The 17,074-nt window shown below is 40.8% G+C and carries 18 protein-coding genes and 1 pseudogene; 4 read left to right on the forward strand and 15 right to left on the reverse strand.

The window, feature by feature from the left end:
* Positions 1-6 precede the first annotated feature (6 nt).
* The 6 genes from CWM22_08565 to CWM22_08590 all read right to left on the reverse strand — a co-directional run bounded on the left by CWM22_08565 (position 7) and on the right by CWM22_08590 (position 4,499).
* Positions 7-564 (reverse strand): GNAT family N-acetyltransferase, encoded by a 558-nt coding sequence (locus CWM22_08565; GenBank protein AUC91941.1) that lies wholly within the window; start codon positions 562-564, stop codon positions 7-9.
* Entirely contained in the window at positions 564-1,655 is a 1,092-nt protein-coding gene (locus CWM22_08570; GenBank protein AUC91942.1) for a 3-phosphoserine/phosphohydroxythreonine aminotransferase, read from the reverse strand. Before CWM22_08570 ends, CWM22_08565 begins: the two co-directional genes overlap by 1 nt.
* Positions 1,656-1,774: 119 nt before the next feature.
* The gene (gene rsmI, locus CWM22_08575; protein AUC91943.1) at positions 1,775-2,641 is read right to left on the reverse strand and encodes a 16S rRNA (cytidine(1402)-2'-O)-methyltransferase; all 867 of its coding nucleotides are present in this window, start codon (positions 2,639-2,641) and stop codon (positions 1,775-1,777) included.
* 1 nt (position 2,642) lies between these two features.
* A complete protein-coding gene (locus tag CWM22_08580) occupies positions 2,643-2,960 on the reverse strand; it encodes a DNA replication initiation control protein YabA (GenBank protein ID AUC91944.1) in 318 nt (105 codons plus the stop codon).
* Between the two features lie 19 nt (positions 2,961-2,979).
* The gene (locus CWM22_08585; GenBank protein AUC91945.1) at positions 2,980-3,864 is read right to left on the reverse strand and encodes a DNA polymerase III subunit delta'; all 885 of its coding nucleotides are present in this window, start codon (positions 3,862-3,864) and stop codon (positions 2,980-2,982) included.
* Positions 3,861-4,499 (reverse strand): dTMP kinase, encoded by a 639-nt coding sequence (locus CWM22_08590; protein AUC91946.1) that lies wholly within the window; start codon positions 4,497-4,499, stop codon positions 3,861-3,863. The genes CWM22_08585 and CWM22_08590 overlap by 4 nt, the downstream gene beginning before the upstream one ends.
* Before the next feature lie 174 nt (positions 4,500-4,673).
* Here CWM22_08590 and CWM22_08595 point away from each other — a divergent pair, with 174 nt between their 5' ends.
* Entirely contained in the window at positions 4,674-5,540 is an 867-nt protein-coding gene (locus CWM22_08595) for a YitT family protein (protein ID AUC91947.1), read from the forward strand.
* A gap of 36 nt (positions 5,541-5,576) precedes the next feature.
* Here CWM22_08595 and CWM22_08600 read toward each other — a convergent pair whose 3' ends face one another.
* Positions 5,577-6,848: a toxic anion resistance protein gene (locus tag CWM22_08600; GenBank protein ID AUC91948.1), complete on the reverse strand. Its 1,272-nt coding sequence runs from the start codon at positions 6,846-6,848 to the stop codon at positions 5,577-5,579.
* Between the two features lies 1 nt (position 6,849).
* The gene (locus tag CWM22_08605) at positions 6,850-7,677 is read right to left on the reverse strand and encodes a hypothetical protein (GenBank protein AUC91949.1); all 828 of its coding nucleotides are present in this window, start codon (positions 7,675-7,677) and stop codon (positions 6,850-6,852) included.
* Between the two features lie 126 nt (positions 7,678-7,803).
* Between CWM22_08605 and CWM22_08610 the strand changes: the two are divergent.
* A pseudogene (locus tag CWM22_08610) lies at positions 7,804-7,902 on the forward strand (hypothetical protein).
* Between the two features lie 295 nt (positions 7,903-8,197).
* On the opposite strand, the gene CWM22_08615 reads toward CWM22_08610, so the two are convergent.
* On the reverse strand, positions 8,198-8,854 hold the full coding sequence (locus CWM22_08615) for a CBS domain-containing protein (GenBank protein ID AUC91950.1): 657 nt from the start codon (positions 8,852-8,854) through the stop codon (positions 8,198-8,200).
* A gap of 222 nt (positions 8,855-9,076) precedes the next feature.
* On the opposite strand from CWM22_08615, the gene CWM22_08620 reads away from it, so the two are divergent.
* Positions 9,077-10,798: an IS1634 family transposase gene (locus CWM22_08620; protein ID AUC91951.1), complete on the forward strand. Its 1,722-nt coding sequence runs from the start codon at positions 9,077-9,079 to the stop codon at positions 10,796-10,798.
* 129 nt (positions 10,799-10,927) lie between these two features.
* Here CWM22_08620 and CWM22_08625 read toward each other — a convergent pair whose 3' ends face one another.
* Positions 10,928-11,683 (reverse strand): DNA integration/recombination/inversion protein, encoded by a 756-nt coding sequence (locus CWM22_08625; GenBank protein ID AUC91952.1) that lies wholly within the window; start codon positions 11,681-11,683, stop codon positions 10,928-10,930.
* Positions 11,684-11,973: 290 nt separating this feature from the next.
* Between CWM22_08625 and CWM22_08630 the strand changes: the two genes are divergently transcribed.
* Positions 11,974-12,081, forward strand: coding sequence for a hypothetical protein (locus CWM22_08630; GenBank protein ID AUC91953.1), 108 nt, complete (start codon positions 11,974-11,976; stop codon positions 12,079-12,081).
* Positions 12,082-12,361: 280 nt separating this feature from the next.
* Here CWM22_08630 and CWM22_08635 read toward each other — a convergent pair whose 3' ends face one another.
* From CWM22_08635 to CWM22_08655, 5 genes are all read right to left on the reverse strand, one after another.
* Entirely contained in the window at positions 12,362-13,072 is a 711-nt protein-coding gene (locus tag CWM22_08635) for an ABC transporter ATP-binding protein (GenBank protein ID AUC91954.1), read from the reverse strand.
* Positions 13,072-13,836: an ABC transporter ATP-binding protein gene (locus CWM22_08640; GenBank protein ID AUC91955.1), complete on the reverse strand. Its 765-nt coding sequence runs from the start codon at positions 13,834-13,836 to the stop codon at positions 13,072-13,074. The genes CWM22_08635 and CWM22_08640 overlap by 1 nt, the downstream gene beginning before the upstream one ends.
* Entirely contained in the window at positions 13,836-14,783 is a 948-nt protein-coding gene (locus tag CWM22_08645) for a branched-chain amino acid ABC transporter permease (protein ID AUC91956.1), read from the reverse strand. Before CWM22_08645 ends, CWM22_08640 begins: the two co-directional genes overlap by 1 nt.
* Positions 14,784-14,785: 2 nt before the next feature.
* Positions 14,786-15,673 (reverse strand): branched-chain amino acid ABC transporter permease, encoded by an 888-nt coding sequence (locus CWM22_08650; protein AUC91957.1) that lies wholly within the window; start codon positions 15,671-15,673, stop codon positions 14,786-14,788.
* 200 nt (positions 15,674-15,873) lie between these two features.
* Positions 15,874-17,043 (reverse strand): branched-chain amino acid ABC transporter substrate-binding protein, encoded by a 1,170-nt coding sequence (locus CWM22_08655; GenBank protein AUC91958.1) that lies wholly within the window; start codon positions 17,041-17,043, stop codon positions 15,874-15,876.
* Positions 17,044-17,074 lie beyond the last annotated feature (31 nt).

Raw genomic sequence — 17,074 nt, forward strand, 5'->3', positions numbered from 1 at the left:
ATATTTTTAATTATTTCCGAGTAACCAACGGTCGTCTTCACTGATTTCCTGGTAAAGACTCCGCTCGCTCTTGTGCTTGATTTTTTGATAGGCTAGACGTTCTCCATCTATTGGGACTTTACCACAATAGACATAGCCTAATTTTTTTAGAATGTGCTGCATTGTCTTATTCTGCTCGTGGGTATCACAGCGGAAATCCGGTCCTTTTTGACCTTCAATTAAACCTTGCAAAAAAGTTTGTATGATTCCTTGACCACGAAATTCGTCAGCTGCTGCAATTCTATGAAATGTTGTATATACAGGATGATTGTGCTGCCATTTTCCTTCATATATGGCCTCATATTCTGCTTCTTGACCACGATGAACGGCGGCATAAGCTGCCACCTTACCGTCAACTAGACCAACGTAACCTCTGCCAGAAAGAATGTCATCAAAGATATCCTCTTTATTAGGATACTCTCCCTGCCATTGATTGATACCGGAGGTTGCTAGAAATGCACGAGCATCTTCAAGAATATTGACAATAGCCTCCAGCTCATTGGGATGTGCTAATCTAATTTCCATTAAGCATTCTCCGCTGCAAATTTTTTCATGAATTCAATCAATTCAACCACACCTTGACATGGGAAGGCATTGTAGAGGGATGCCCGCATCCCACCTACTGAACGGTGACCTTTGATGTTTTTAAAACCAGCTGCTGTTGCTTCTTTGACAAATTTGGCATCTAATTCTTCACTTGGTGAGACAAAAGGAATGTTCGCTACTGAACGCTCTTCTTTTTTACGAACAGGGTTGCTGTAAAAAGCTGACGCGTCAATGTAATCGTAAAGCAAACCAGATTTTTCACGGTTGATTTTTTCCATTTCGTCCACACCACCGATTTCCTTGACCCATTCAAAGACAAGTTTAGAAATGTAGATAGAGTAAGCTGGCGGTGTATTATAAAGAGAGTCATTTTCTGCTTGAATGCGGTAATCCAACATGCTTGAAAGCATTGGTTGGTCGTTGAGGAAATCCTCACGCACAATGACAACTGTTACTCCAGCTGGACCAATGTTCTTCTGAGCACCTGCATAAATCATGGCAAAGTCTTCCACATTGTAGCGAGCCGCCAAGATGTTTGAAGACATATCACCAATAACTGGAACACCGTTGGTATCTGGAATATCGTAAACAGCTGTACCTTCAATGGTATTGTTGGTTGTCAAATGTACATAGGCAGCGTTTGGATCGATATCATTTTTATCGAAGGTTGGCAATTCTGCATAGGTGATATCTTCTGTAGAGCCAAGCAAGATTGGTTCAAAGTCAATTGTTTTAGACAGCTTCACAGCCTCAGTATAGGCTTTTTTACCCCATGAGCCACCGACAAGATAGTAGGCTTTTTTACCTTGGGCAAAGTTGAGAGGAATCATGGTAAATTCCAAAGATGCTCCACCTTGTAAGAACAACACCTTGTAGTTATCAGGAATAGCCATCAATTCACGAAGCGTCGCTTCAGCACCTTTAATAATATCATCGAAGTCCTTGGAGCGATGGGACATCTCCAAAACACTCATTCCCGAACCATTGTAGTCCAAGAATTCAGCTTGAGCACGTTCAAGCACTGGTTTTGGCAATACTGCAGGACCTGCAGAGAAGTTGTAGATTGTCATAAAATCCCTCCATTAAGTTAGTCTGTTCATTATATCACAAATATTCAGACAATTCCATAAAATATGCTGAGTTCTCAGAAAAGGTACGGAAAATACCTAAAAACCAAAAAGACCAAGCATTAGCCTAGTCCATGATATATATCGTATACTTCTTGTTTTTTGAGTTGGTAGCGTTTGGCCACTTCTTTGATAGCCTGATTAGGCTTGAGGCCTGCTGCAATTCGCTCTTCTACTTGGGCAATCAGGTCCACTTCTTTCACTGACTCAACCAAGTCTTCTTCAGAAGCACCTGCCACAATAATCAGACATTCCCCCTTGAGAGCATGATCTTCTAAATAGGCTACTATTTCTGAAATGCTTCCTCTCTGGTATTCTTCGTATAACTTGGTCAATTCTCGAACAACCGTTACCTGACGATCACCATAAACTGTCAACATATTTTCTAAGGTATCTGCCACACGATATGGAGATTCATAGAAAATTTGCGTCTCAGGATAGGTCTTTTTTTCTTGGAAAAATTCTTTTTGCTGCCCCGCTTTTCTCGGTAAAAATCCATAAAAAATATGTGGCTGGGGTGCCAAACCAGATGCAATCAAGGCTGTAATTCCCGCCGATGCTCCTGGAAGTGCTACAACAGGAATATCTTCCGCAATCGCTGCCCCTACCAGATCATGACCAGGATCCGAAATGGAAGGCAAGCCTGCATCAGAAACTTGCGCAATGGACTGACCAGATTTGAGCCAATCAATCAAAACTGGAATTTTTTCATGGGCATTGTGTTCATGAAAGGATATTTGCTTGGTTTCTACTTCAAAATGTTTGAGTAGGAGGCCTGTATTTCTCGTATCTTCCGCTGCAATTATATCCACCTCTTTCAAAATCTGAACAGCTCGGAATGTCATATCCTGTAAGTTTCCAATAGGCGTTGGCACCAGGTATAAAGTCCCAAAACTCGTCTGTCCCTTAAATGATTTTTGTACTTTCATCCTAATCTCGATTCAATAATTCTACACAGAACATACAAGGTTCATCATTATCCCTACGTTGACCATAAGAGAAGGTACAAATATGGAAACCATCTTCGTAAATATTCTCCAAATTCTCCTTACCAAAGTTGGAAGATTTATGGCCTGTCTTATCATCTTTTTCCAAACGTTCGCGCAACTTGGAATTTTCCAAACGGAGGGTCGTATTTTCATCAATAACTCCCTGTAAATGCTTTTTGATAGCATCCACTTCTGCCAACGTGGTTAGAAGATTCTGCGAAAAATCATCTAGGGCATCAAAAATTTCTTTTTTATCCATTATCTCCCTTTCTTTTATTTTACAGAGTTATATACTCTAGACTATTTTGTAGACTTACGTTTGCCTGCCACATCTTCTTAGCCTTAAGAACAGCATCCATTTTTTCACGTACGTTTGCCGATTCCATCATTTTCTCAGATAATATCAGACTCAGAAGGTCAAATAAACGTCCCTGCTCAGCTTTTTCCACAGCTAAAGACACTAGGATTCCAACTTGCAAATAAGCACGTGTAGGCTCCACCAAGAGCAAGTCTGTAAATTTCTTTGCCTGTCCCATCAAATCTAAAAAGTTTTTATTTTCTGCTAACTTTTTCGCTTCTTCTTGACTTGAAACCAGTTGAGCTAAAAGATTCGCTTGTGTTTTTAACAAGCCCTCCTCTTCTAACATTCGCTCCATGGCCGGAATATTTTTAGGAAAACCTATAATCTGTGTCCGACTCTTGATAGTAGGAAGGACAGCTTCTTCCTGATTGGTCAATAAGAAGATGTGAATGGCTGACTGAGGTTCTTCAATCACTTTTAGCAAAGAGTTGGCTGCGTTAGCATGCATTTTCTCAGCATCACGAATAATGAAAACCTGCTTATTGGATTCAAATCCAGATTGTGAAAAATTCTTAACTAATTCACGTATCGTATCTGTTTTGATAACATTTCCCTGCGGTGCAATAACAGTAAAATCTGAAAACTCATTTGCTTCAATTAGGCGACAAGACCGACACTTCTGACAAGGAAGGGCGCCTTCTTTCTCCTGACAAAATAACGATTGACTGAGAAAAATTGCCATATCAAAACTAGCAAAGTCACCTGAAAATAGATAGGCATGCGCCAAACGTCTCTGCTCTAAAATTGTCACAAAACGTTGAAATACATTGGGTTGTAAGTTTCTAAGTTCTTCAATCTTCATGTTCTTTCTGCAAACCGTTTCCTAATGACCGCCAGAGCATCTGCAACAACAGCCTCTAGTGGCTGGCTGGCATCAATCTTTACAAACCGCTCTGGTTCCTGCTCTAAAATACTAAGATAGCCTTGACGCACCCGTCTATGCATATCTGCTTTTTCCATATCCAAGCGATCCACATCACGGTCAGCATTGCGGGCAATTCGAGCCAGCCCCTCTTCTGTATCAATATCAAAATAGAGGGTTAAATCTGGCTTTAAACCATCTGTTGCAAACTGGTTAAGCCAATGAATGTCGTCTATATCCAAACCCCGTCCAAATCCTTGATAGGCAATAGAGGAATCGATAAAACGATCAATCAAGAGCAATTTCCCCTGTGCCAAGGGTGGAAGAATCTTCTCTTTCAAATGCTGACGTCGTGCTGCAATGAACAATAACAGCTCCGTCTTATCATCCATCGCTGTATTTGCAGGATTGAGAATTATATTGCGAATTTCTTCTGCAATAGCCACCCCACCTGGCTCTCTAGTTGTGACTACTTCTGGCCCCAATTCCTGCAAGGCTGGCAATAACTGTTGCAATACCGTTGTTTTCCCTGCCCCATCTGGACCTTCAAATGTAATAAAAAAACCGTTTCTCATCTTTCCCTCGCTCTTAGTACCAGTATGCACAGTCCAGCACTTCACTTGTGAAGACTGGTTCTTAGATATTCATTCCATTTTACCAAAAATTAGTCAAAAAATCACTTGAAAATTGACTTGTTTTTATGGAGAAAATCTTTTAAAATTGATATATACACATATTCGGAGGTGCTTATGGTTCGTTTGAAAAATATTTTACTTATTTTGCTTGGTGCAGGGCTATTTGCCTTTGGGCTAAATTATTTAATCATGCCCAATCGTCTATTCGAGGGTGGCGCAACTGGATTGACGCTGATTATTTACTACCTTTTTCATATTCAACCTTGGATAATGAACATTGTAATTAATATTCCATTGTTCATCCTCGGGTGGAAAATACTCGGAAAGAAAACTCTCTATCTCAGTATCTTAGGAACCTTTAGTGTTACCTTTTGGTTGGCCATTTTTGAAAAAATCCATTTTTCAATCAATCTACAACAAGATTTGATACTCGTTAGTATCCTGGGTGGGATTCTTATGGGACTAGGATTAGGAACCATCTTCCGTGCTGGCGGAACGACTGGGGGAAGCGATATTATTGCTCGTATAGGTCATAAATTCCTACCTTACTCCATTGGACAAATCATTCTTGCAGTTGACATCCTCATCCTAACTCTGATTGTTATTGTTTTTAAAGACCTTCGTACCGTACTCTATACCTTAATGATGCTGACAATTGCTTCTAGAATGATTGATTTTGTTACAGAGGGCGGATATGGTAGCAAGGGTGTTATGATTGTTTCTCAAAAATCTGACCAATTGGCTCAGGCTATTGATTGTGAAATCGAGCGTGGTGTCACCTTTATCAAGGCACAAGGTTTCTACAGCAAAGCCGATGTCAACATGATTTACTCGGTCATATATAAGAGCCAACTCCAAGAGATGAAGGAGCTTATTCACCGCATTGACCCCCACGCATTTATCACCATTACAGACGCACATGAAGTGCTCGGTGAGGGATTTACTTTAGATCGAGATAAAAAACCAATAGAACGCCATTAAACAAACCTGCAGTTTCGCTGAACTGCAGGTTTTATATTATTGATTGGTTTCAAGTGCTTGCTCTGCCTCAGACTGTGCTTCTTTGCCTTGCTCCAGCAAAGCAGCAATGATTTTTTGGTCACGTAGCTTAACAGAATCGTTGATAGTCTCTGCTGACCGTACAATAGCTGCTTCCAACTCCCGACGTTTCTGACGCCCTTCATCTATAGCTGCAATAATGCCATTATTTTGGGCAACCAAACTTTCTGCCAATTTGGTAACAGATGCTACTGAAAGGGTCGGATTCTGAGCTGTGCGTTCCATCATCGGGATGGCTTCTTTTGATGTATCCGCAAGCATTTGAAGGGCAGCATTATTAGCATTGACAATCGCATCTGCCGTCTGGCTAGACTTGATAGATTGTTGTAAGATGCCCAACTGTGCAATGGACAATTTCATTGTTGGAATAGTATTGCGACGTAACATCCCAAGGCGCTGTTTCATATCCGAAGAAACCTTGACCAGATTACGCATCTGCGGTGTCGTTGTCCACGCGACATACAAGCGACTCATATACTCAGAATGTTGTTGTTCGAGGATATTAGCAACCTCTGTTACACGTGCTAACTTCTCAGAAGCTACTTGATAATCTACCGTAGTTGGTTGCAGACCTGCCAAGCGTTCTTGCTCTGCTTTTGCTCGCTGGGCAGCCTCTTGACCAGTCGCTTCAATAAAGGCGATGACCCCCACCAAATTCTCGATAGACTTGGTATTATTTTCAATCAAAAGCTCTGCAGAAACAATATTGCGCGCCAACACCTCTTCCTGCTTGACCACACTGGCTGCCATGCTGTCCATTTTCTTTTCAATGGTCTGCGAATCGAAGTAAAATTCCTGCAAATCATTCTTGGTCTGCTTGAAGAGACGTTGGAAAAAGCCTGGTTTCTTCTCTAACTCGGCAGTTGTTGAAATGTCCTTATACTTAGCCACAAAGCCATTCAATTCACGGTTAGTATTGGCCAACAGCTCATCCACCTGTGGAATTTCTATCTTTTTCTGTTCAGACAGAATGTGGTTGACCGTCGCATTGACTTCTTCTACGGCTTCCTTACCAAAGTCCAAGAGAGCATTCTGGTTGGCCAAGAAATTATCTACCAATTGCGGTGCCTTAGCACGAATACCTGTCTGTTGTTCTGGTTTCAACTGTGCCAAGAAAGATACCTTGGTAGTATCCCCAGCTGGTGTTGCTTGAATGATCTCTGTGGTCTTGTCCTTGGTTGACAAACTATTGTTGGCAATCTGATCAATATCGAAATTAAATCCTGACATTTTATCCCTCTTTCTTCTTCATCATGCGCAGGCTGATTTCAAAATCCTGCATACCTGCTTCGTTAAATTGTTTAATGGTATCGTCCAAATCCTTATCAAACATTTCCATGGCTGATTTTGCCTGCACCAGTCGTTCTTCTGCGTTAAAATAATCTTTCGGTGATTTTTTGATTTTCAAATACCCCTGTAAAATATCGTTAAACCGATTCATATTGGCCTCATGGATAGCTGTCAATTCTTCCCGCTTATCTGTCGCCTTTTCCAGCTTTTCAAGAATAACAAGATTGTCTCTTTGAATATTACAATAGGTTTCTAGAATTTCAGGAGCTATATCCGCTATCATGCCTTGTTCATCCATCACAGCATTACCACCAGTAGAAAACTGTGTGTCAGTATTTTTTTCTGTTTTAGCTTCTGGCAGTTTTAAATGATATTTTAGTTGCAAGGTATCTACAACTTCTTTACTTTCATATCCATTCAGATATTTTCCAACTTTTTGATAGAGCTGATCTAATTCAAATAATTGTCCTAACAGTCTGTTTCGCAACTGTAACACAACCTTATCCTCACTCTTTTCCACCAAGAGCTCTTGATGCTTTTCATAGCCCGAACGAATAGATAGCGTTAATGCCTGCAAGCGTTTTATAGAATCTCCATTCAAAAAACGCTGGATAGCCTCTCTCTTGTAAAAATAGCCAATTAAGAGCCCAATGGGCAATAAGATATACCAGAAACTCATGACAAAACCGATTGCCAATAAAACAAGGAGGGCCACAAGTCCTGAATTATTTTTACCATATTTCTTATACTTTTTATATTTGTACCCCATAGAGCCTCCTCATACGAGGCTGGGCAAAAAGCCCAGCACCGCTTCTCAAAGTTAGTGTCAACATCTCAGCGCAGTGGTTGATTGGGTTTAACAGTCCAGTGGACTGTTAAAGGTTGGAGATAGGATTTGCGAAGCAAATCTCAGCAATTCGTGTTTTACACTCCAAATCTAACCACTACGACTGATGCGAACAGAGTTCGCCTTATCTCCAACCTCAAACTGTCTCCCAGACAGTTTTGTAGCGAACTTTGTTCGCTCTATTTCCAACTTCCAACTGTCCCCCAGACAGTTTTGTAGCGAACTTTGTTCGCTCTATTTCCAACTTCCAACTGTCCCCCAGACAGTTGGAACTATGCGGGGGTGGGAGTGAAACAGTCTGGGAATAGACTGTTTCAGCTCAACAACTAGAAATAAAGACTTGTTGACGAACTCTTCTATGAATGGTTGAGTTCTTTCCCACTCCCATTCCCCTAAAATACTAGAATGATAGCTAAAGAAAACAACCGAGAAATCTCGGTTTTTAAATGTTTTTAGCAACAGTCGGAACCAAGCTATCCACTTGGATACCTGCACCCTCGAAAAGAGTTCGAACTTCTTCAACATCAACTTTTCCGTCAATCTGCACTTCGATGACAACTTTTCCAGACTTGGTAGCAAGTTGCACAGTAGATACAATATTATAATCCTTATCTGCCACCAATCGAATAATTTTTTCTAACTCCCCTGCCTTATTTTCAACAAGGAACCGAGCGCGTACTCCTTCTTCTCCATAACCTGAGACATGAAGAAAAGCTGCAAAAATATCACGATCAGTAATAACTCCATAGAGTTGACCATTATCCACGACTGGTAAGATACCGACCTTGTTTTTGTACATGAGATAGACTGCATCTTCTAGACTGGCATAGCCAGAAACGGTAATGACGTTCTTAATCATCACATCCTTGACCTTAGTCTTATTCAAAAGGTAGTTCATCTCGTAAATAGATAGGCTAGTTGCCTTCGATGGACTAGCTTCTGCGATCGTTCCCTCAGTGACCAAACCAACCAACTTATCATTTTCAATAACAGGTAGACGGTGCAAATCCTGTTCACGCATAATATCTGCAGCGTGTGCAATGGTTGTATCTGGTGAAATGTAAACAACTTTACGGGTCATAAAATCTTTAACTGACATAGGACTTCCTCCTTTGGTAAATCATACTTTATTATACCACAAATCCGAAAACGATTTCAATATTTAATGAAAAGAAATGAAAATCAATTCTTATCCAATACCTCCCGACTTTCTCACTTATTTTTTCAAAAAAATGCCATAAGTGCTTGATATAGTTGAATTTTTTGAATAATTTTTATCATTATTCTTGTTGTATATGGTTATGTATGTTATAATGTAACTATGGCATTTATCAAAACAACAACGAACAAAGAAGGTCGGACCCATGTCTACCTAGTCGAGGGATATCGTAAAGATGGCAAGGTCAAACAACGGATCCTAAAAAAATATGGCTTATTGGACGAACTTGAAAAAGACGATCCCGCTATTCTTGACCGATTAAAACAAGAAGCTAAGCAAGGGATTTTAACAGATAAGAAAACTCTAACAGTTGACTATGATTTGCTTGCTCCTATGTATGAACCAGATAAGTCTTATGGTTGGATGGTACTAGATGGTTTGTTTGAGGAATTGGAGTTATCTCATTTTTTAAAATCCCGACCTCATAAGGCTGACTACGACTTGGTTCAAGTGCTAAAGCTACTTGTCTTTCAGCGTATCTTACATCCGAATAGTAAACTTGCGACATATGCTTCTCAGGGTGATTTGTTTGGAGATTGGTCAGTTAGTCGCAATGCTATCTACCGTTCTTTGGATCTCTTGAACTCACTAAAAGAGGACCTTCAACTACATCTGCACAAGGAAGTAAGTCGACTGACAAAGCGTGAAGCTCGTCTGGTTTTCTATGATGTTACTAACTATTACTTTGAAACAGATATCCCTGATAGTGAAGAGGTATCAGAGAGCGGAACAATTCTCAAAGAGGGCTTGCGTAGGAGGGGACCGAGTAAGGAACACAGACCTAAGCCTATAGTGCAACTGGGATTGTTTATGGATACCAACGGTATTCCAATCAGCTATAAATTATTCAGAGGCAATCAGACAGACCCTGTGACTTATCTTCCTGCTGTTGAAGAAGTAAAGAAACAATTTGGGATTGAACGAATTGTAGTTGTGGCAGATAAGGCAATGAATAGTCAAAATAATGTTTCAGCTATGGAGAAGCAAGGAGATGGCTGGATCTTCTCACAAAAGCACCGTGGGAAACGTGGTGCTCCGAAGGATATTCAAGAAAAAATATTGGAAGAATCTGGTTGGCAGTTTAATCAAGAGATCACTTTCGCTAAAAAGTCTTACATTCGAGAGAGAAAACTTGGGACCAAGAAGGATTCTCCAACCGTTAGAGAAAAAGTACTAATGACCTGGTCAAAGAAATATGAAGATAGAGAACGGATTCGACGTGAAGGGGCTCTTGACTATGCCAATAAGCTAACTGATGCGGAATTGTTTCGACAAACGAGTAAGAAGGGCGGAAAGAAATATCTTGAATTGAGCTATTTGGATAAGGAAACCGGAGAGGTTAAACCATTTTCGCCACTTATCCGAATTGACCAAGAACAGGTCGAATTTGATGCTCAATTTGATGGAGTTCATGTCCTTGTGACCAGTGAGACTGAGATGAGCGATGAGGCTATGCTTGCTTCCTACAAGGAACTGTCTAAAATTGAGGATTGCTTCCGTGTAACTAAGATGGAGTTAGAAAGTCGTCCAGTCTATGTTTGGACAGAAGAACATATTCAAGCACACTTTTTAACATGCTTTATTGCCTTGGTTCACTTACGCTTACTCCAACATCAGATCGACTGGAAAATGAGTCCAGAACGGATTACTTCTGCTCTAAATAGTGCAAAGGCCACAAGATTGAGGGATGATTACTATAGGCTTCAAGAGAATTCCGATATGCAGGAGTTAAATAAGCTTTTGGGGTTTGATTGGACCAATGGAATTGTCAAATTTGAAACGCTTAAGAAGTATGGGAAACGTCCATACACAACAAAAAAATAAGAGAAAAGAACAGTGAAATCCCTTGATAGACAAGGGGTTAGCTGTTCTTTATGCTTTTTTAAGTGATAAACTTGGGATTATACCACAAATCCGAAAACGATTTCAATATTTAATGAAAAGAAATGAAAATCAATTCTTATCCAATACCTTGAAAGGAATGTGGGAATAATCTCTGTGCGTTTTTAAAAATTCCAAGGCTTCTTTTTTTACCTGTACGAGATTGACACCTTGGGCATTGGCTCCATAGACACAGCCACAATAGCACTGGCGATAAATGTCATACTCTTCACACATTTGAACTGAACGCTGATAGCCTCCATTTTTCTTAAAGTCACTCGGAAGATACTGGGTATCGTATAATTTCTGCACCTCAATCCCAACAGCATTGATGGTCTGCGAATTCTTATGTGGACTGATTGTCAAAGCCGAACCAAAATAGTCAAAACCAAGCTCAACTGCCTTCTCCGCAGTCTTATCCAACCGATAATCATAGCAAACCTTACACCGATCTCCCCCCTCTGGCTCATTGGCAAGATGCTGAGTTTTTTTGAAAAATTCCTGAGGGCTATAGTCAGCTTCTAGGTAGCCTACCGACTGTCCAGTTTTCTGATTAAATTCTTTGACAAACTGGGCCGTCACGGCTGCCCGCCGCTGGTACTCCGCCTTTGGATGAATATTGGAATTCGCAAAATAGATGGTTACATCTGCATATTGAGTCAAGTACTCCAATGTATAGGTCGAGCATGGGGCACAACAGACATGCATGAGAATGTTCGGTCGAAGCCCAGCTTCCTGCCACGTGCTTGCCATTTTTTGAAACACTTTATCATAGTTAACCTTTTGATTCGGTGATAGAGTCGATAAAATCTCTTCAACTTTAATCATACAAACCTCCAAATATACATTCATTATACTATATTTGAAGACCACTGCATAGATAGCAATAACATGAGAGAACACTCCCCATTTCCACCTAAAAAGGTACCCCGGACCTTGATATAAAGAAAAACGCCTGCCAGCGTTTCTCATCTCCAACTTAAAACGTGGGGTAACCCACTTATAAAGAGGCTGGGCAAAAAGACCAACCTCGCTTCTCAGGGTTCGTGTCAACATCTCAGCGCAGTGGTTGATTGGGTTTAACAGTCCAGTGGACTGTTAAAGGTTGGAGATAAGATTTGCGAAGCAAATCTCAGCAGTTCGTGTTTTACACTCCAAATCTGACCATTACGACTGATGCGAACAGAGTTCGCTTCATTTCCAACCTCCAACAGTCACTACTCTGACTGTTGGAGCTATGCGGGGGTGGGAGTAAAACAGTCAGAGTAGTGACTGTTTCAGCTCAACAACTAGAAATAAAGACTTGTTGACGAACTCTTTTTTTGACCAGTCGAGTTCTTTCCCGCTCCCATTTCCAACCTAAAAAGGTCCCCCGGACCTTGATATAAAGAAAAACGCCTGCCGGCGTTTCTCATCTCCAACTTAAAACGTGGGGTAACCCATTTATAAAGAAAACCGCTTACCAGCGGTTCTCATTTCCAACCTAAAAAGGTCCCTCGGACCTTTTTAGCCACCCAGATATGCTTTTTTGACTTCTTCTGAGGCGAGGAGTTCTTTTCCTGTTCCTGAGAGGACGACTTTTCCTGTTTCTAGGACGTAGCCACGATCTGCGATAGCAAGGGCTTTGTTGGCATTTTGCTCAATCAAGAGGACAGTTGTTCCTTGTTTTTGAATATCTTGGATGATATCAAAAATTTCTTGGATAAAGATCGGAGCCAAGCCCATTGATGGTTCATCAAGGAGCAAGAGCTTTGGTTGACTCATTAGGGCACGTCCCATGGCCAACATCTGTTGCTCACCACCTGAAAGGGTAGCGGCATCTTGGTTCTTACGCTCCTCCAAACGTGGGAAGCGCGCAAAGATCTTTTTCAAGTTTGCTTGGTTTTCTTCACGATTGTTACGAAGGAAGGCACCCATTTCCAAGTTTTCCATAACAGTCAAGCCTGCAAAGACATGTCGACCTTCTGGAACTTGCGCCAAACCGTCCGCAACGATTTTACGAGCAGGAACTTTTTGAATCTCATTTCCAAGGAAGGAAATGGTTCCAGCTGATGGACGGACAAGTCCTGAAATAGTACGAAGGATAGAGGTTTTACCAGCACCATTAGCACCGATAAGGGTTACAACTTCACCTTCATTAACCTCAAAGCTAACATCTTTAACAGCTTCGATAACACCGTAGTTAACGGAAAGATTTTTTACTTCTAACATTGCCATTAAGCTTCACCTCCAAGGTAGGCTTCAATTACACGCTTATTATTACGAATTTCTTCTGGTGTACCATGGGCAATCAAACGACCGTACTCCAATACGTATATCCGCTCCGTTACTTCCATAACCAAGCTCATATCGTGTTCGATCAAGATGATAGTAATGCCAAATTCTTCTTTGATTTTACGGATGAGTTGGGTCAATTCTGCCGTTTCTTGTGGGTTCATACCAGCCGCTGGCTCATCCAAGAAAAGAATTTTTGGTTCAGTCGCAAGGGCACGAACGATTTCCAAACGTCGTTGTTGGCCGTAAGGAAGATTTTTAGCTAATGTATCTGCATCTCCATTCAAATCGAAGATTTTCAAAAGTTCAATCGCTTTTGTTTTCAACGCTTCTTCATTCTTATAGAATGCTGGAAGACGGAAGAAACTTGCAAATACTTCTGATTTACCATGGTTGCCAAGACCAATCAAGACATTTTCCAAAACGGTCATATTTTTGAACAAACGAATGTTCTGGAAAGTACGACCAAGACCAAGCGAAGCAATTTTTGATGGTGCTTTACCGTTCAAAATAGTCCCTGCAAGAGAAATTGTCCCCTCGCTTGGCTCATAAACACCTGTTAAGAGGTTGAAAAGAGTCGTTTTACCAGCACCGTTTGGACCGATAAGACCAACCAATTCCCCTTCATGAAGTTCCATGGTCACGTCACCAACGGCAGTCAGGCCACCGAAGTTCTTGGTTAAATCTTTTACTTCAAGTAATGCCATTACTTAACCTCCTTCTTCTTGAGTAGAGCCGCTACGCTGAATTCCTTAGTTCCCAAAAGACCTCCAGGACGGAAAATCATCAAGAGAATAAGAGCTAATGAATAGATAATCATTGAAATATCAGAATAACTCTTGAGGAATACGTTCAAAATACCAAGTACAATGGCTGCTACAAAGGTACCTGTGATAGAGCCCAAACCACCCAATACAATGATAATCAAAACGTTAACGGAAGTCATAAAGGCAAAGTCTTTCGGAACAATTGTCCCAACGTATCCTGCATGGAGACCACCTGCAATGGCCGCTGTCATAGCACCAAATACGAAAGCTGAAACTTTCATGAAAGTCGGATTGACACCTACAGATTCTGCCGCAATTTCATCCTCACGAACAGAAATTGTAGCACGTCCCATTGGACTACGTAGGAAGTTAACTGTCACCAAGGTTGTGATGATTACAAAAATATAAACTAAAGGCCAGCTTGTAAAGAGTGGAATAGACATAATACCTGCTGCACCATTCGTTACACTACCACCATTGATAATTAAAATACGAATAATCTCTGCAACACCAAGGGTCGCAATTGCAAGGTAGTCACCTTTCAAACGCAATGTTGGAAGACCTACTAAGAGGGCTACTGCACCTGAGATTAACATACCAACAAGCAAGGCAATAGCAAAACCACCATAAGATGGCATCATTTTCCCAAGAATACCTACTGCATAAGCACCAATAGCCATAAAACCAGCATGACCAAGTGAAAATTGACCTGAGAAACCAACAATCAAGTTTAAACCAACTGCCAAGATTATCTGAATTCCGATTTGCTGAACAATCTGGATGTAGTAAAAATTCAGAATCCCTGCTGATACAAGACCTTGAATAAGTCCAAAACCAGCCAATAAGATAGCCAACCAAATTGCATTAACTTTTAAATTTTGCTTCATGGTTACACCTTCTCTTTCACATTTTTACCAAGAATACCACTTGGACGAACAAGGAGTATGATGATTAATACAGCATAAACAATCGCATCACGGAAAGTATCCAAACCGATTACATATGTAAATGTTTCAATAATACCGATAACAAATCCACCAAGTGCTGCACCTGGAATAATACCGATACCGCCCAATACTGCCGCTACAAAGGCTTTCAGACCTGGGGTCATCCCCATCAAAGGTTCAATCTGGTTGTAGTAGAGACCTAGGAGAACACCCGCAGCACCCGCAAGAGCCGACCCAAGAGCAAAAGTAAAGCTGATTGTACGGTTTACGTTAATCCCCATCAACTGAGCTGCATCGCTATCTACAGAGACCGCACGCATGGCTTTCCCCATTTTTGTACGTTTGACAATTAATTGAAGAGCGACCATCAACACAAGCGATACACCAAGAATAATCAACTGTATATTGGTTACAGAAACTGGGCCAAGGTTAAAGGTCACAGCCTCGATGGCTTGTGGAAAGGCTTTTACGTCTGCTGTAAAAAATTTGACCATAGTGTATTCCAAGAAGAAGGATACACCGATAGCCGTAATCAAAGCTGCTATACGCGTTGAATTACGCAAAGGACGATAGGCTAAAAACTCTATAACGACACCGAGAATAGCCGTCCCTACCATCGCTAGAATGAGAGCAACAAAGAAACGCGTTCCACCATCTGCAATAAAAGTTAAATTGTTTAATAGGAAGTACCCCATAAAAGCACCCATCATATACAAATCACCATGGGCGAAGTTAATGAGTTTGATAATTCCGTACACCATGGTATAACCAAGGGCCAAAAGGGCATAAACAGAACCAAGAATCAAACCATTGACAAGTTGTTGAAGCATAGGTTCACCAATCTTTCTAAATATTTTTCGAGCTCAATAGCATTGTTACATTATACAAAATTTTCTGAAAATAAGCAAGTTAGATAGGGAGTCTAATCATTAATATTACAGAAATTTTAACCAAATTTTATATCCGCATGTATACTATTCTATACATTCTGACAAGTGAAAAAGAGGGAATTCCCTCTTTTCATCCACTATTAGTCAATAGAGATAGTATCTACAGATGATTCTTCTCCGTTTGTTAAACCAACAACATAAACTGATTTAACGACATTGTGCTCTTTGTCAACAGACATTGTACCAGTCACACCTTCAAAGTCTTTCAGAGCTGCAAGATTAGCCTTCACTGCTGCTGAATCAGCTGTACCTTTTGCTGCTTCTGCTGCCATGTAAACTGAGTCGTAAGCTAGAGCTGAGAACATTGATGGCTCTTCATTGTATTCTTTCTTATATGCATCATAGAATGCTTTGGCTTTTTCACTTGCTGATGTTACAAATGCAGAAAGGTAGTAAACATTTGATGCTGCTGATGCAGTTGCCAATTCAGTAAATTGTGGTGAGTCAAAACCATCTGAACCAAGAATTGGTTGATTCAAGCCAAGTCCACGAGCTTGCTTCACAATTGTACCTGTTTCATTGTAGTAACCAGGCATGATGATAGCATCAAATTCCTTATCTTTCAATTTTGTCAAAGCAGCTTGGAAATCTTTATCGCCAGAAGCAAATGTGATTTCTGAAACGATTTCTCCTGTGTATGCTTTCTTGAACGCCTCTGCTACACCCTTACCATAATCAGAAGAGTTGTCAAAGTAAAGCACAACTTTCTTAGCTGACAAGTTTTCAGTAGCGTATTTAGCCATGATTTGACCTTGGTATCCATCTGTAAAGGTTGCACGGAAGAAGTATTCTTGGACCTCACCTTTATCGTTCACAACCAAGTTTGTTTGAGTTCCTGAAGGAGTAATCATAGGAACACCAGCAGATGTCAATGCTGGAATAGAGGCTGCTGAAGCTCCTGATGTAGCTGGGCCAATCACAACGTTTGCCCCTTCACTTGCCAAGCTTGTTGCGACAGTAGCTGCCTCTGCTGTTTCAGACTTGTTGTCTTTTGTGATAACTTCGATTTTTTTGCCGTCAATACCACCCGCAGCATTGATTTCTTTCACGGCAAGGTTGGCACCTTTTTCCTCTGTTTGACCATAAGATGAGACAGCACCTGACAACTCCAAGTTGTAGCCGATTTTAAATGTATCACCTACAGAAGAAACTGCGGCTGAAGTATTGGTTGTCGAAACATTACCACATGCAGCGAGTAGAGCTGCAGAGGCAAATGTAGCAAGCGCTACTGCAAATTTTCTTGTTTTCATGAAAACTCCTTAAATCTTTCTTAAATTTTAC

Source organism: Streptococcus suis, assembly GCA_002831545.1.
GTDB classification, from domain to species: Bacteria; Bacillota; Bacilli; order Lactobacillales; family Streptococcaceae; genus Streptococcus; species Streptococcus suis_P.

Bases quoted from the DNA above. Each gene is read 5' to 3' on its own strand.
- CWM22_08565 (AUC91941.1), bottom strand. From the start codon at position 564: ATGGAAATTAGATTAGCACATCCCAATGAGCTGGAGGCTATTGTCAAT.
- CWM22_08570 (AUC91942.1), bottom strand. From the start codon at position 1,655: ATGACAATCTACAACTTCTCTGCAGGTCCTGCAGTATTGCCAAAACCA.
- rsmI (AUC91943.1), bottom strand. From the start codon at position 2,641: ATGAAAGTACAAAAATCATTTAAGGGACAGACGAGTTTTGGGACTTTA.
- CWM22_08580 (AUC91944.1), bottom strand. From the start codon at position 2,960: ATGGATAAAAAAGAAATTTTTGATGCCCTAGATGATTTTTCGCAGAAT.
- CWM22_08585 (AUC91945.1), bottom strand. From the start codon at position 3,864: ATGAAGATTGAAGAACTTAGAAACTTACAACCCAATGTATTTCAACGT.
- CWM22_08590 (AUC91946.1), bottom strand. From the start codon at position 4,499: ATGAGAAACGGTTTTTTTATTACATTTGAAGGTCCAGATGGGGCAGGG.
- CWM22_08595 (AUC91947.1), top strand. From the start codon at position 4,674: ATGGTTCGTTTGAAAAATATTTTACTTATTTTGCTTGGTGCAGGGCTA.
- CWM22_08600 (AUC91948.1), bottom strand. From the start codon at position 6,848: ATGTCAGGATTTAATTTCGATATTGATCAGATTGCCAACAATAGTTTG.
- CWM22_08605 (AUC91949.1), bottom strand. From the start codon at position 7,677: ATGGGGTACAAATATAAAAAGTATAAGAAATATGGTAAAAATAATTCA.
- CWM22_08615 (AUC91950.1), bottom strand. From the start codon at position 8,854: ATGTCAGTTAAAGATTTTATGACCCGTAAAGTTGTTTACATTTCACCA.
- CWM22_08620 (AUC91951.1), top strand. From the start codon at position 9,077: ATGGCATTTATCAAAACAACAACGAACAAAGAAGGTCGGACCCATGTC.
- CWM22_08625 (AUC91952.1), bottom strand. From the start codon at position 11,683: ATGATTAAAGTTGAAGAGATTTTATCGACTCTATCACCGAATCAAAAG.
- CWM22_08635 (AUC91954.1), bottom strand. From the start codon at position 13,072: ATGGCAATGTTAGAAGTAAAAAATCTTTCCGTTAACTACGGTGTTATC.
- CWM22_08640 (AUC91955.1), bottom strand. From the start codon at position 13,836: ATGGCATTACTTGAAGTAAAAGATTTAACCAAGAACTTCGGTGGCCTG.
- CWM22_08645 (AUC91956.1), bottom strand. From the start codon at position 14,783: ATGAAGCAAAATTTAAAAGTTAATGCAATTTGGTTGGCTATCTTATTG.
- CWM22_08650 (AUC91957.1), bottom strand. From the start codon at position 15,673: ATGCTTCAACAACTTGTCAATGGTTTGATTCTTGGTTCTGTTTATGCC.
- CWM22_08655 (AUC91958.1), bottom strand. From the start codon at position 17,043: ATGAAAACAAGAAAATTTGCAGTAGCGCTTGCTACATTTGCCTCTGCA.